Here is a 13,712-nt window from a genome sequence, read left to right as displayed (position 1 = left end):
ACCCTCTCATACGGCCACGCGAGACGCCTGCCAAGATGGCGAAGGGCTGCTCGAAACGACGGGCGCGTATAGCGAAAACATGATGATGGCTGTGGTGAACAGGATGAAGATCGCGTCATTCTGAACCAAGAAAATACTCTCGGTCAGATTCATCACCAGGATCATGATCGTAAGGACATTGAGCCAGAGCCATCCATACTGCGCATCATAACAATGAAGGAAAGCGCCCTGGCGGATTGCATGGGGAAGCATCAGGGCAAACGGGATCATTCCCATTACTCCAAAGCTTAACAAGATATCGCGATATCCATTATGTGAGTGGGGCGCGGCCCATCCTATCTTTGTCCAGATGTGCGTCGCTTCGGGGTTCGCGTCCGTCCAGAATGCCTGGTAACCATAACCGAGCAGCCAACGATCGGATATCTCGCGATCAACCAGCTCCCATAATGGCACCCGACCCGTCAACGTCGCGTCCTTGCCGAGCGCTTCAAGGGCCGGAACCAGGAATTCGTGAAGCGAAATCAGAATGCCGACAGACAGCTGAATGAAAAACAGGACGATGACTATGCGGCCAATGCTGCTGCTTCTTTGCAGGAGGGAATAAAAGCCGATCAGGCAAAACGCGACTATCGTCGCAATGATTGCGGTCATCGATCCGGAGCTCGCCAGGCAGATGATACCCGCGGCCAACAGGATGAACGCGGTTCGCCGCAAGCCGAGCTTGTCGTCGATCAGCACGGCGGTCGCCACCAAGATCATCAGCGACGCGTACCAGCCAAGCACGTTCTTGTGAACGAAGACTCCCCGCATCGCTCCATCCGGCATAGTGGCGAGGGCTGGTGACACCACAGAGATAACCACACTGAGGAGGATACAGGCTCCCAGGGTCGTAAATAACAGGAACAGCAACTGCCTTGGCGTGAAACGGATCGCCAGGATGTAGGAAAGAAGCACGCAAAACAAAAGGCCGATTGCGCGCCTCAAGGTCGATGAAGGTCCTATTGACCACAAGGTCGACAAAAACGGCAGGGCGAGGATCAGGGGAACAATCAGATTTCGCCTGACCGCCGTTAGAAATTGCGGAAAATTGCGTATCAGGACCAAGATTGTAAATGCATATATTGGAAGGCAAGGAAGCCGCAGTATAGATTTGGCAGATTCGCTGAGCGTTCCGTCCGCATCTGACAGCATAAGTGGCAGAAGGGCGCCTGTCTGAAAAAAAAGGGATATGCCGGCGCCCCAGCATTCTATGGCCCGCCAACTGATGGTTGGTCCGCTGGCAGTTCTGAGGCTAGCTACTCCCATGATCCGTTCCGACTGAGTTGAACAGACAAGCGACTCTTGATCCGACGGATCAAAACAACAGGTCTCGGCCTTTTGCGGCACTGCTTTCAAGCAATCATCCGGCCACATCAACAGTCAACCTGTCCTAGGGAAGGGCCGGCTACGCCTAATGCACCCTCTCTCCACCCAAAGGCGATGTTGTGGTTAAGCTCCGAGCTTGCATTACCCCAAAGGCGGGTCGTCATGCCCGCATGATTGCCCTTAAGGGCAGATGTTGCGCATGTCCGTTCACCGGTACCGTGGCGACGATGTCTTGTGAATCGTGGTGAAGCCGCGCTCCACTGGACTGAGGCAACAATTCTGGCAGAGGCTGTTTCTGCAGTCGAAGCCTGCAAGGTTTAGGATTGCTATGTTCCTGCGTCATGATCCTAGTTCTCCATCCAACGCCACCGGCGCAGCACTCGTTGCGGCGATCTCATTGGCTCCGCGCCAGGCGCTGTTCGGTCGACGCGGTACTTTGGATATCGCCATCAGCGGGGCACTAAACTTCGTCGGCTGCGTGACGGTCGGCCTCCTGCGCAACTTTGCGCCGCTGCAGAGCGGCGCATGGCGACAACCTACCTGAGGGGGCGTCATGGAACGGCCGACCCTCAGTGTCCTCATCAACAATTACAACTACGCACGCTTTGTCGGGCGGGCGATAGACAGCGTGTTGAGCCAAGCCAAGGCCAACGTCGAGATAGTCGTCGTCGATGACGGATCCACCGACCACTCGCGCTCCGTTCTGGAAGCATACGGCAACCGGGTGAAGGTGATCTTTCAGGAGAACGCCGGACAGGCCGCTGCGATCAATGCCGCGGTAGGATCGAGCACCGGCGAGATCCTCTGTTTTCTGGATGCCGACGACTGGTGGGCGCCGGGCAAGCTGTCGGCGACGGCTGCAGCGTTCCGTGCCAATCCTCAAGCATCGCTCGTCTATCATCGACTGCAGCCGACGCTTGTCGATGGCACGCCGACGTCCAAGCCAATCCCTCGAACCCTCTGTTCGGGCGCGTTGTCGTCGCTGCTCACACGCTCTGCAGGTTGGTGGCCATTCCCGATGACATCGGCGGTCGCGGTACGACGCAGCGCTTGGGATGCTGCGGGCAACATTCCAGAACAGTTCCGCATATCGGCCGACGCCTGGCTCGTGGGAATCTATCCGTTTCTGGGGGATGTGATCGCCATGCCGGATCCGCTTGGATTCTACCGCATCCACAATAACAATTGGTATCGCCCCACCGAAGATGCCGCGACGCTCAGGAGACGGATGACGCACTGGCAGCATACTGTTGAAGCAACGAACCTGTTTCTCTCAACTCATGAACTGCCGGCAAGACTACATCTGAGGGATCACTATCCCTATCGCGTTGCGTCGGCAAAGCTGCAGGGCGCCGATGCGCTCACGCGGTTAAAGCTTGCCATCGAAGGCCTCTTCTTTGCCGGCGAGCCGAACCTGCTCAGGCGGACGCGCGACAGCTTGCGCTCGGCGCGCGGCCTGTCGCGGCTCGGTCTGGATGTGGGCTTGCCGGGGGTAGCGCAATGAAGGCGCTGCTATTGGTGTCCGAACTGGAAGACTATACCATTTCCTTTGCCAGCGGCGTTGCTCAGCACCTCGATGTTGTGCTTGCCGTGCCGCGCCGGCGCTATGCACATCTCGCCTCTTCCTTCGACCCGGCTGTCGATCTGCACCTTCTCGACTGGCCGAGACACCGTTCTCTCTCCAATCCGTGGTTCCTGTACCAGCTCACGCGCCTGATCCGGCGCGAACAGCCGAACCTCATTCATCTCCTCAGCAATTCGACGCTTTGGCTGAACCTCGCCGTTCCGTTCTGGCGCCCTATCCCGCTTGTGACGACGATCCATGACGTCGAAATCCATCCGGGCGACGCCGATACGCGTACCTTGCCTGGCTGGGCTCCCGAACTGATGGTGAAGCAATCCGGACACCTTGTCGTGCATGGCGAGGGGCTGAAGCGGATGGTCCTCGACCGATATGCAAAATCGCCCGACCGCGTCCATGTTCTTTCGCACCCCTCCATTCTTCGCTATGCGGAGCTCGCCCGGCGACAGAAGATGACGGCGCGCGAAGCGGATGGAACGATACGCGTCCTGCTGTTCGGACGGATATTCGCCTATAAGGGTCTGGAACATCTGGTCCGGGCCGAAGCGATGCTCAAGGACGCGCTTCCCAACCTGCGCGTCACGGTCGCGGGCCGTGGCGACAATCCGGCGATATTCCTGCCGCTTATGGGGGATGCCGATCGCTATGATATTCGCAATCGTTTTATCGAAGATGCAGAGGTCGCCCAGCTTTTCCTGGACACCGACATCGTCGTGCTTCCCTATACGGAAGCCTCCCAAAGCGGCGTGCTCAACCTTGCCGCCGCATTCGGCAAACCTGTCATCGTTACTGACGTCGGCGAGTTGCGGGATACCGTTGAGCCCAACGGGTTGGGGATAGTGGTCCCCCCCGGTGATGCCAAAGAGCTCGCGGCAGCGATCAGGACATTGGCAGACAACGGCGAGCTCAGAACCAGGTTGGGCGCCAATGCGCTCGAATGGGCCAAGGGGCCGAATTCGCCTGAACGGGTCGGCGGCCGGGCCGCGGCAGTTTATCGGGAGGTGGTGAGGTCATGCTGATGGAAGCCCTCACAGACAGAAGCCGGCAGGCGGCCCGCAGCGCGGCTAGCGTCCGCCATTATCTTCCGGGCGGCTGCGAGAACGGCGGCGGCATCGGCAGGCTTGTCGGCTATATAATAGAGACGGCGAAAGAGACCGGCGCGAAGCATTTCGTCACCGATACAAGAGGGGCTCGATGGTCCAAACTGACTTCGCCGGCGCGACTGGTCGGGGCCATCCTGGCAATGGCAAAGGACCGGATCGTTGCGCCTGACCGCATTCACCATATCCACATCGCTGGCCGCGGCAGCACTTCTCGCAAACTGATCCTGACCGAGGCTGCCCGCCTATTAGGGTGCTGCCACATATTGCACCTTCACGACTACGATTACGCCGGCGATTTCGCGCAACGCTCGCCGCGTCAACAACGGCTCATACGTCGGATGTTTCAGAATGCCGGCCGTGTCGTGGCGCTGGGCCAGCGCGATCGCGCAACGCTGACGACCCTTCTGGGTGTCGACGAGCGCCGCGCGGTCGTCGCCCATAATTGCGTCCCCGATCCCGGGACGCATAATATTTGCGACGGCGGGACACCGCTGATCGTATTCCTCGGCCGGTTGAGCGAACGCAAGGGGGTAACGGAGCTTCTATCGGCCCTGAACAACCCGCTTATGAAAGAACTCCGGTGGCGGGCCGTACTGGCCGGCGATGGTCCTGTCGAGCATTATCGCCGTCTGGCTGACGCCATGACGCTTTCCGATCGGGTCGAGATGCCCGGCTGGCTTGACGCCGGTGAGGCGCGAGCCTTGTGCGCGCGTGCAGATATTCTGGTCCTGCCGTCGCACGCCGAAGGGCTCGCAATGGCCGTGCTCGAAGGACTGTCCCATGGGCTCGCCGTCGTAACGACGCGTGTTGGGGCGCATGAGGAAGTCATTACCGATGGTGAGACCGGGATTTTCGTGCCGGTGGGAGACCAGAATGCCCTGGCCGCAGCTTTGGCAAAGCTGGTGTCTGACCGAGAATTGTGCATCCGCCTCTCCGTGCAGGGGCGCGCGCATTATGTCAATAATTTCAGCATGATGGTCTATATGCGCTCGCTTGAAAAACTTTACGAAACCGTATCCGCGAAACACCAAGGATGGGCTGCCGCACGATGACGATTTCCACTGTTCCGCCGGACCGCAACCTTCCGATCTCGCCAATGCGGTATGATCCTCGCGCTCAGGTCGAGACCAAGGCGGATAACCTAGACCTCGCGTCCGCCTTTCGTATGCTGCGGCGAAGAATGGTCTTGATCATTGCGATAACCTTGCTGCTGGTGGCGCCCGCGGCGATTATGATCTCTGGGTTGAAGCCCACCTATCAGGCCTCGGCCCGATTGATCGTCCACCAGCCTCTCGCGACATCACTTGGTGCGGAGGATACCAGCCGCGGCAATCCGCTTGACGTGAAATCGGAGACTGAGCGGCTTTTATCCAGAAGTATTGCAGAGCGAGTCGTGCGCGAAATGCGGCTTAACATGCGGGAGGAGTTCAATCCAGCGCTGCGGAAGGTCTCGTTCTTTGAGAGTATCCGGGCAAACCTGCGAGGCCTGTTCGACGCGGAAAAGCCCGCTTCGGCGGCACGAGACAGCATCGAAGCCACTATCCGGGAATATTATCAAGCACTCGGAGTGTGGCACGAAGAGAGGAGCGAAGTTATCCAGATCAGCTTCACGGCAAATGATGCTGAACTCGCAGCCGCTGTTCCTAACCGTGTCGTCAGCATTTATCTCGACGAGCGGAAGGGCAGTGTCAGTGCCCGCCTGGATGCAGCGGAAACATGGATCCGACAGCGCATTGCCGAACAGAAGGGTCGCGCGGTTATTGCTCGCGACGCTGCCCGCAACTATCAAGAATCGATGGACATCCTCTCGAAAGAGGACGCTCAGGATGAACGTATCAAAACCCTCCTGGAACTCACCGGGCGCGAAGGTAAAATCGAGGAAAGCCGGCTTGAGGTAAAAGCGACGATATCGGCGCTGGAAGCCGCGGATAACCCTTCGGCGGCGGTGCAGAACATCGCCGTCCCCGATAGCATCAACACGAAGCAACGCGATCTTCGCGCACAGGAGGAAGATCTTTCCCGTCTGCTCGAGCTATATGACAGCAATGCCGAGGCCGTGGTGGATTTACGCAGGAAGATCGAACAATCCCGTATCGATCTCGACCTCGCAACCAAGCAATATCTCCAATCAATGCGCGCCAAGCTTGCCGCCCTTGATCATGAAGCCAACGCAGTGCAATCCATCTTGGCTGTCGCTAAGGAAAAACGCACACGCGATGCCCTGGCGCAGACCGAATTGACACGACTGCAGCGTATTGCCGAAAACGAGCAAGCCGCACTCGACAAGCTTGAGGACCAGCGTCGGGACCTCGCCGCCAAGGCCACACTGCCGGGCGCGGAATTGGAGGTTTTCTCACCGGCTTCGGTGCCGCTCGTGTCACAGGGACGCGGAAGGCTCTTCTATCTGGTGGGCGCCCTCCTGGCTGCAATCTCGGCAGCTGTAACCGCTGCTTTCGTACTCGAGATGTGGGACCAGTCCGTCCGGAGTTTCGATCAGATAGCAGGAATGGCCCGCACGATACCGGCAGGACTTATTCCACGGCTGGCGCGGAGGGAAAATCCAAAGACGATTTTCAGGCTTGTGCAGGTGCCGATGTTTGACGAAGCACTCCGTACCGTGATCCTGACACTCAAACAGTCCAACGGCGGCAAGGTGCCGAACAGTATCGTCGTTACGTCGGCTCACAGCGGAGAAGGCAAGTCGCTTGTCGCAAGATCGCTGGCTATCGAACTCTCCGCCGCCGGAATTCCAGTACTGCTGGTCGATGGCGACCTTCGACGCGGGGAACTCGAGTCGTTCTTCAGGTCGGGGCTACAGCAGGGTTTGAACGAATACCTGAACGGCCAGGCAGATATCCGCGACATCGTCTACCACCACCCAAGCGGTATCGACTTCATTCCATCTGGCAAATTCAGTCTGCAGCGACGCGTTCGTCCGAACGGCCTGGCAGATATCATCGAGGTGGCGGGCGCGGCCGGGCGGATTGTCATCTTCGATAGCGCGCCCGTGCTCGCCTCGACAGATACCGTGCTTCTGACTGCGCTCACGGAAAGAACACTGGCCGTTGTCAGATGGGGAAAGACGAGCCGTCGCGCGGTCGAGTTCAGCCTGCAGCACATGAAAAGCCCGCGAAATTCGGAAATCCTTGTCGCGATCAACAATGTAAGCCCCGACAAACACGCGCTGTATAATTTCAGCGATTCAGAGCTTTTTTCCAAATCTCTGATGAAATATTACCAGCCCCACACCGACGATACTCAGAAAACAATAATTAATAATATATTTTCTTTGAAATCGAAGATAATACATAAATGAACTGTCGCACTATTGTTCGAGTTGGAGGGCAATCATGGATATGGGTATGACAAAGAGCCAAAAAGTTGCACTGATTACGGGCATAACAGGTCAGGACGGTGCGTATTTGGCTGAAATGCTCCTGGACAAGGGCTATATCGTTCACGGCCTCAAACGACGCTCATCGTCCTTCAACACCAGTCGTATCGAGCATCTGTACGAGGATCCCCATGTCGAGAATCCTCGCTTCATTTTGCACTTCGGGGATATGACGGATTCGACCAATCTCATCCGCGTCATCCAGGAAACGCAGCCGGACGAGATTTATAATCTCGCCGCACAGAGCCACGTTCAAGTTTCGTTCGAGACACCGGAATATACCGCAAACGCCGATGGAACCGGCACCCTGCGGCTGCTCGAAGCAATTCGCCTGCTGGGGCTGACCAAGAAGACGCGCTTCTACCAAGCGTCCACCTCGGAGCTCTATGGCAAAGTCCAAGAAGTGCCGCAGAGCGAAACGACGCCTTTCTACCCTCGATCACCCTACGCGGCAGCCAAGCTCTATGCCTATTGGATCGTGGTCAATTATCGCGAAGCGTACGGCATGCATGCTTCGAACGGCATCCTGTTCAATCATGAAAGCCCGATCCGCGGAGAAACTTTCGTTACCCGCAAGATCACGCGGGCGGCGGCGGCGATCCATCTTGGATTGCAGGACCGGCTCTATCTCGGCAATTTGGATGCCAAGCGCGACTGGGGACATGCTCGCGAATATGTCCGCGGCATGTGGCTGATGCTGCAACAGGACGAACCGGGGGATTATGTCCTTGCGACCGGCGAGACGCATTCGGTGCGTTCCTTCGTCGAAAAGGCTTTTGCCAAGGTGGGCATGCCGATTGATTGGCGTGGGAACGGGGTCGAGGAAAAGGGATTCGACAAGACTTCAGGTCAGTGTGTTGTAGAGATCGATCCAGCCTACTTCCGCCCGACCGAAGTTGATCTTCTGATTGGCGATCCGACGAAGGCGCACACGACGCTTGGCTGGAAACACGAGACCAGTCTCGATCAGCTGATCGCGGAAATGGTTCGCGAGGATCTGAAAGTCATGGCGCGAAATGTTCCTTCGGTCGGTGTGACCAAAGGTTTTGCTTACGCCTAAGGTGATTTACAGCCTTGCCGGAAAAAGCGTCGATATTTGCGGGTCACGGCGGCAAAGGTCGCTTCTGAGCTGCCGTGCTTGCCGCAATCTCAGCCTTTGCGCCAACCTTCTGCCCCCCGCAATAGGCCGATGATCCGGTCCTGTTCCGGCGAGCCGTCGTTCTCGCCTCTCATCCGTAATCGCTTCTTTCTGACGCCTGCGTCCTTAACGGGCCGACCCCATTCTCAAAATGACGGGCGGCGACTGGGACATCAGCCCTAACGCACGCGAGGCGACGCAACAACGCTCCTGGCGCCAATGAGACTGCTCGAGCCAGGATCGAAGGGAACGAAATCGAGACGGTCTGGTTAGGCCGGAGAAGGGCCCCGGCGATGAGGCGAGCCTAGGAGCGCGTCGTGAATGTTTTAAGCTTCCCCGGCAGGAAAGAGCGCCGCGACAATCCGGATCGCGCTTTCGTAAGCACCGACGCGGATGAGCGACGGCTCTACAGATTCGCCCTTCAGTACGAGATGGATGGAAAGAGCTGGGCGACCGAAGTCTGGGCCTATTCGCTGAAAGACGCCGAAGATCGCGTCGCTGCCATGCGACGATCGCTGACGATGTGCGGCCAGCTCTATGCCGAGGTGGAGGCCGATGCTCCAACACAAATCTAAGCGCATGTAACGCGGCTGGGCCGGCTTCCACTCATCTTTCCGGGATCGGGGACTGGCGGGCCCGCATGACGTTTCCCTGGTTGGCAGGGGAATAGCTTGTTTCTCGGGGAGCTCGGCGAGCGAAGTAACGGGCGGTGCGGCGTTTCCAAGCAAGGTTGGTCATCCTTCGCACCTCAGTTTCCATCAGCTTTGCGCGGGGGCCGCCTGCGAAACAGCGACGTTCCGTGGCCGGCGGGGCGCCGCTACGCGCCGCACACGGCCACCGAGACTATTGGCAAACCACTCCACCGTGTATCCAAGACCTTCGGCAAGCGGCACCGTCGGCCGCCAGTCGAGAAGGTCCGTCGCCCGGGAAATATCAGGACGGCGGCGCTGCGGGTCGTCCTTCGGCAGCGGCCTGTAGACGATGACGGTCTTTCTCGGCACCATTGAACGGATCATCTGGGCGAGTTCGTTGATGGTGAATTCGCCGGGATTGCCGAGATTGACCGGCATTCCGGGATTAGGCGTGACATCCATCAGCGCCATAAGACCGCCGACCAGATCGCTGACATAGCAGAATGATCGCGTCTGCATGCCGCTCCCATAGATGGTAAGGGGTTTTCCCGAAAGCGCCTGGACGATCAGGTTGGAAACGATACGGCCATCATTCGCCTGCATGCGCGGCCCATAGGTGTTGAAAATACGCGCAACCCGAGCATCGACGCGACGGGCACGCAACATGTCGAAGCAAAGCGCTTCCGCCGCGCGTTTTCCCTCGTCATAGCAGGCCCGCGGTCCGGTGCAGCTGACATTGCCCCGGTAATCCTCACGTTGCGGATGTTCGGCCGGATCGCCGTAGACCTCACTGGTCGAGGCCTGGAGGAAAGACGCGGCATGCCGTTCGGCCAGCGCCAGCAGGTTGCCTGTACCGGCGACACAAGTCATCATCGTGTGGACGGGGTCTGCCTGATACTGCGGCGGCGACGCGGCGCAGGCCAGATTGTAGATCTGGTCAAGCGGCTCGCCGATGTCCAGGAACTGGCAAACATCCTGTTCCACGAGCCGGAAGCGCGGATGGTTCGTCAATGGCCGGACATTGTCGCGCGAGCCGGTGATATAACTGTCGACGCAAATGACGGAATCGCCACGGGCGAGGAGCGCGTCGCAGATATGCGAACCGACGAAACCGGCACCTCCTGCCACCAGAACAGTCTTGCCTTTACCGCGACGATTTCCCTGCAGCATCGATACTCTCCTTCAGGCTGAGATACGCTCGTAAGCTCGATTTACCGGTAGCTCCGACAGCGTCCGGGCAAATTCGCCGGCACGGGCCAGACCGGTATGGCCGTCCATCACGCGTCTCCTGGCCGCAGCGGCGATCGCCGCACGGTCGCTGTCGGCAAGCTCCGTTAGCACTGCGACGACATCTTCCGGCCCGCGGGCGATGATCAGAGCTTCGCCATCCGGCAGCAACTGGTCCTGCCCCTGCCAGAAATCGCTGATAACAGGCGTTCCGCAGGCGGCGGCTTCGAACAGGCGCACGCTCGGAGACCAGCCGGCAGCGATCATGTCCGAGCGGGTCACGTTCAAGGTGAACCGTTGTCGCGTGTAAAAGCTTGCGTGCGCGGCAGGCGCCAGGTGTTCGATACGCTGCACATTGGCCGGCCAATCGATACCAGCCGGATATCGCGGTCCGGCAACGACAAAGCGCATGGACGGCAGTCGGCGCGCCGGCTCCAGAAGAAGGCGCTCAAGTGTCGGCTGCCTGTCCTGGCTGTATGTTCCGAGGTAGCCGAGATCCCAGCATTTGGGCTCGCCGGTGTCGGCATAGCGGCTCTCATCCACGGAGCAGTAGAGCGCGATCGCCCGCCGCGCACCGTAACTGCGCTCCAACAAGGTCAACACCGTCCCTCCGGAAAAGGAAAAATAGGCATCGAACAGCAGGATCTGCCTCAGCGCCAGATATTCTTCATCGCCGCGATCGAGCTTTGCGAGGGTGACCGGCGTGTCGATGTCGTAAAAGCAGAACCGTTTCGGCCCGAGCCTTTCGAGTTTGTCAATGAGGGCGACGCCGTCCGGAACATAGGATCCGACGACGACGGCATCGGCCCCGCGCAGCCTGTCTCCATGAAGTCCGATCATGACGTCGACATCGGTATAATAGGCGAGATCGCAGAATTCAGGCGAGACGAGGTCGCGGTGGCTGGCGTACCAGGGCACGTCGCGTTCAAGGAACAGAATCCGGTGGCCGTCCTGCCGCAAACCCTTGATGAGGGCGCGATAGGTCGTGGCATGACCGTTTCCCCAGGAGGAGGAAAGTGAAAGTCCGAGGAAGACGATATCGAGTGGTTTCGTCATTCGGCCGCCTCCATCCGCGCGCCGAGACGCGCGCGGAAAATTTTGTCCACCACCTCGGCACGATTGACATAGGTGTGCTCTGCCAGCACGCGCATGCGCGCCCTCTGCCCGATCTCCTGCGCGGACCGGCGGGATAACGCCGCAACCAAGGCAGCCACATCCTGCCCGTCACGCGCGACCAGCACTTCATCGCCTGGTTTGAGGAAAAGCTCGATACCCTCCCAATAGTCGGTGATGAGGCAGGCGCCGGCGCCGGCCGCTTCGAAGACCCGGGTGGCAGGCGAGAAACCGTTTTCCGCCATGCTGGCGCGCGAGATGTTGAGAACCGCCATAGGGGTTACGTTGAAAGCGTTATGATCCCGTGTCGGCACATGGCCGATATAGCGGACATTTGCGGACATCGGCTTGTCCTGCCAGCCCGAGCCGCCGAGCAGAAAGTTGCGGTCCGGCAGGCGAAACGCCGGCTCCAGGAAGAAGTGCTCGACCCGCGCCTCCCGGTCCGGCAGACGATTGCCGAGAAAAGCGAGATCGGCAGTAAAACGACCCTCCTCCGGCACCGGGTGATGCGTTTGCGGATCGAGCGCATTATAGATCGGCACGCAGTCTGCTGCCCCGACCGAGCGGTACGCGGTCACGACAGGGTCGCCTCCGCCGTAGGTCAGCACCAGATCGATTTCAGCGAGCGCACGGCGCAGCGGGTGATCCGAACATCCCGTCAGTTCGGCGAGCGTTGCGGGCGCGTCGACGTCCCAGAAGATCTTCAGCGCCTGCGTCCGCGCATTACGAAGGACCTCTTCCAGCAGCAGATCGTCTTCGAAACCGACGCCGCTTGCCTTGACGACGATATCGGCCTCAGCCGCTTCGCTCGCAGCGGCCTTCAAGGCCTCGATCGTCCCGTCATAAACGACGACCTTACACCAGTCCGGCGGATCAATGTCGCGGTGCTTCTGCCGATCGTAGACATCGGGCTCGTAGAAAGTGATGTCGTATCCTTTGGTCGCCAGGGCTCGCAGCAGACCGCGATAATAGGTGGCAGCCCCATTCCAGTAGGCGGAGACGAGACTCGAACCGTAAAAGGCGATTTTCATTCGGCTGCCTCCCGAGAGTGCAGGTCCTGGGCAACCCTCTTGCTGCCGCAGTGCGCCAGGATGGTGAAAAGTTCGTCGACGCGATGCCGGCAGGTGTGGCGCGCCTTGATGGTCTCCAGGCCGGCGGCCGTCAGGCTCGCCGCCCGGTCGGCATCGCAGAGAAGCTCACGCAGGCTTTTCTTCATCTCCGCGCCGTCGCGAACGACAAGGTAGTCGGTGCCCGCCGCAAATAGGTGCTCGGCGTCGTCCCAGGGCGCCGAGATCAGGGGGATGCCACAAGCAAGAGCCTCGAAGATGCGGATCGTCGGGATCCCCGGCAGGTGCTCGACATATGGCCGGCGCGGAATGTGCACCGTGACCTTGTGGCTGGCAAAGGCGACGGGGACATCGGCGTTGGCGATCCATCCGCCGTAAGCGATGCCGGCAGCGCGCAGGGCATCGAGTGCATGATCGGGATAACGGACCCCGCGAACCGTCGTCTTCAGGCCGAGCTCCATTGCCGGGCGGATCAGGAATTCGGCGATCTCGGCGGAGCGCTCATCATCGCCCCAGTTGCCGATCCAGATGAGATCTCCGATTCTTTCGATCTCGGGCATCGGCCGAAACAGGACCTCGTCCGCCGCCTCGTGCCAGACAAATACAGACTTGCCCCAGCCGGCGCGAAGATACCGTTCGCGCAACGTCTGCCCGAAGGCCAGCACGCCGTCATAGTCCTCGAGGATAAGCGCCGCGATATCGCCTTCAGCGGAAACCGCCCGATGATGCGTGTCATGGAAGAGCAGGGTAAAGGTCGCGCCACTGCGCCGGATGCAGCCGAGACGTTCGACCAGCTGCGGGTCCGTCCATTCGTGGACGATCACCACATCAGCATCGGCCAGTGCTGCTTCATGATCGAAGTCCCTGGCGTAGATCTGCGAGCGGTGCTGCGGAAAGGCCGCATGGAACTTCTCGACCGCAGCCGGGCCCTGATCCCTCACAAGGTTGGTGCGGCTCCAGGCATCCTCCGGCTCCAATGCCAGCGTCTCATGACCGCGCCGCTGGAGATCGCGCATGACGCCACGAAGGAAATGCGCGTTGCCATGGTTCCAGTCGGAAATTAGCGAGTGGGTATAAAAAACGAATTTCAT

At 59.4% G+C, this 13,712-nt stretch carries 12 protein-coding genes; 7 read left to right on the top strand and 5 right to left on the bottom strand.

The features are described from left to right. Window positions 1–6 precede the first annotated feature (6 nt). Window positions 7–1,305 carry an O-antigen ligase family protein gene (locus C4N04_RS21105; protein ID WP_096763306.1) on the bottom strand — a complete coding sequence of 433 codons (1,299 nt, stop codon included), beginning with the start codon at window positions 1,303–1,305 and terminating at the stop codon, window positions 7–9. A gap of 388 nt (window positions 1,306–1,693) precedes the next feature. On the opposite strand from C4N04_RS21105, the gene C4N04_RS21100 reads away from it, so the two are divergent. From C4N04_RS21100 to C4N04_RS21070, 7 genes are all read left to right on the top strand, one after another. Then, window positions 1,694–1,909 (top strand): hypothetical protein, encoded by a 216-nt coding sequence (locus C4N04_RS21100; protein ID WP_106796957.1) that lies wholly within the window; start codon window positions 1,694–1,696, stop codon window positions 1,907–1,909. Window positions 1,910–1,918: 9 nt separating this feature from the next. Further along, on the top strand, window positions 1,919–2,869 hold the full coding sequence (locus tag C4N04_RS21095; protein WP_106796939.1) for a glycosyltransferase: 951 nt from the start codon (window positions 1,919–1,921) through the stop codon (window positions 2,867–2,869). Then, window positions 2,866–3,966: a glycosyltransferase family 4 protein gene (locus C4N04_RS21090; RefSeq protein WP_106796938.1), complete on the top strand. Its 1,101-nt coding sequence runs from the start codon at window positions 2,866–2,868 to the stop codon at window positions 3,964–3,966. Before C4N04_RS21095 ends, C4N04_RS21090 begins: the two co-directional genes overlap by 4 nt. Next, on the top strand, window positions 3,960–5,102 hold the full coding sequence (locus C4N04_RS21085) for a glycosyltransferase family 4 protein (RefSeq protein WP_106796937.1): 1,143 nt from the start codon (window positions 3,960–3,962) through the stop codon (window positions 5,100–5,102). The genes C4N04_RS21090 and C4N04_RS21085 overlap by 7 nt, the downstream gene beginning before the upstream one ends. Then, on the top strand, window positions 5,099–7,366 hold the full coding sequence (locus C4N04_RS21080) for a tyrosine-protein kinase domain-containing protein (protein WP_106796956.1): 2,268 nt from the start codon (window positions 5,099–5,101) through the stop codon (window positions 7,364–7,366). The genes C4N04_RS21085 and C4N04_RS21080 overlap by 4 nt, the downstream gene beginning before the upstream one ends. Before the next feature lie 34 nt (window positions 7,367–7,400). Then, on the top strand, window positions 7,401–8,504 hold the full coding sequence (gmd, locus tag C4N04_RS21075; protein ID WP_106796936.1) for a GDP-mannose 4,6-dehydratase: 1,104 nt from the start codon (window positions 7,401–7,403) through the stop codon (window positions 8,502–8,504). A gap of 395 nt (window positions 8,505–8,899) precedes the next feature. Next, a complete protein-coding gene (locus C4N04_RS21070; protein ID WP_009995491.1) occupies window positions 8,900–9,157 on the top strand; it encodes a hypothetical protein in 258 nt (85 codons plus the stop codon). A 183-nt stretch (window positions 9,158–9,340) separates the two neighbouring features. On the opposite strand, the gene C4N04_RS21065 is transcribed toward C4N04_RS21070, so the two are convergent. Genes C4N04_RS21065 through C4N04_RS21050 form a run of 4 tightly spaced genes read right to left on the bottom strand, consistent with a single transcriptional unit; the run spans window position 9,341 to window position 13,712 of the window. Then, a complete protein-coding gene (locus C4N04_RS21065) occupies window positions 9,341–10,384 on the bottom strand; it encodes a UDP-glucuronic acid decarboxylase family protein (protein WP_106796935.1) in 1,044 nt (347 codons plus the stop codon). A 12-nt stretch (window positions 10,385–10,396) separates the two neighbouring features. Next, window positions 10,397–11,497: a glycosyltransferase gene (locus tag C4N04_RS21060; protein ID WP_106796934.1), complete on the bottom strand. Its 1,101-nt coding sequence runs from the start codon at window positions 11,495–11,497 to the stop codon at window positions 10,397–10,399. After that, a complete protein-coding gene (locus C4N04_RS21055; protein ID WP_106796933.1) occupies window positions 11,494–12,585 on the bottom strand; it encodes a glycosyltransferase in 1,092 nt (363 codons plus the stop codon). The genes C4N04_RS21060 and C4N04_RS21055 overlap by 4 nt, the downstream gene beginning before the upstream one ends. Further along, window positions 12,582–13,712 (bottom strand): glycosyltransferase, encoded by a 1,131-nt coding sequence (locus C4N04_RS21050; RefSeq protein WP_106796932.1) that lies wholly within the window; start codon window positions 13,710–13,712, stop codon window positions 12,582–12,584. The genes C4N04_RS21055 and C4N04_RS21050 overlap by 4 nt, the downstream gene beginning before the upstream one ends.

The sequence above is a fragment of the Rhizobium sp. H4 genome (assembly GCF_003013335.1).
Classification (GTDB): domain Bacteria; phylum Pseudomonadota; class Alphaproteobacteria; order Rhizobiales; family Rhizobiaceae; genus Rhizobium; species Rhizobium sophoriradicis.
The sequence above is the reverse complement of the archived record's forward strand: the minus strand, read 5'-3'. Positions and strand labels throughout refer to the sequence as shown.

Bases quoted from the DNA above. Each gene is read 5' to 3' on its own strand.
- C4N04_RS21105 (WP_096763306.1), bottom strand. From the start codon at position 1,305: ATGGGAGTAGCTAGCCTCAGAACTGCCAGCGGACCAACCATCAGTTGG.
- C4N04_RS21100 (WP_106796957.1), top strand. From the start codon at position 1,694: ATGTTCCTGCGTCATGATCCTAGTTCTCCATCCAACGCCACCGGCGCA.
- C4N04_RS21095 (WP_106796939.1), top strand. From the start codon at position 1,919: ATGGAACGGCCGACCCTCAGTGTCCTCATCAACAATTACAACTACGCA.
- C4N04_RS21090 (WP_106796938.1), top strand. From the start codon at position 2,866: ATGAAGGCGCTGCTATTGGTGTCCGAACTGGAAGACTATACCATTTCC.
- C4N04_RS21085 (WP_106796937.1), top strand. From the start codon at position 3,960: ATGCTGATGGAAGCCCTCACAGACAGAAGCCGGCAGGCGGCCCGCAGC.
- C4N04_RS21080 (WP_106796956.1), top strand. From the start codon at position 5,099: ATGACGATTTCCACTGTTCCGCCGGACCGCAACCTTCCGATCTCGCCA.
- gmd (WP_106796936.1), top strand. From the start codon at position 7,401: ATGGATATGGGTATGACAAAGAGCCAAAAAGTTGCACTGATTACGGGC.
- C4N04_RS21065 (WP_106796935.1), bottom strand. From the start codon at position 10,384: ATGCTGCAGGGAAATCGTCGCGGTAAAGGCAAGACTGTTCTGGTGGCA.
- C4N04_RS21060 (WP_106796934.1), bottom strand. From the start codon at position 11,497: ATGACGAAACCACTCGATATCGTCTTCCTCGGACTTTCACTTTCCTCC.
- C4N04_RS21055 (WP_106796933.1), bottom strand. From the start codon at position 12,585: ATGAAAATCGCCTTTTACGGTTCGAGTCTCGTCTCCGCCTACTGGAAT.
- C4N04_RS21050 (WP_106796932.1), bottom strand. From the start codon at position 13,712: ATGAAATTCGTTTTTTATACCCACTCGCTAATTTCCGACTGGAACCAT.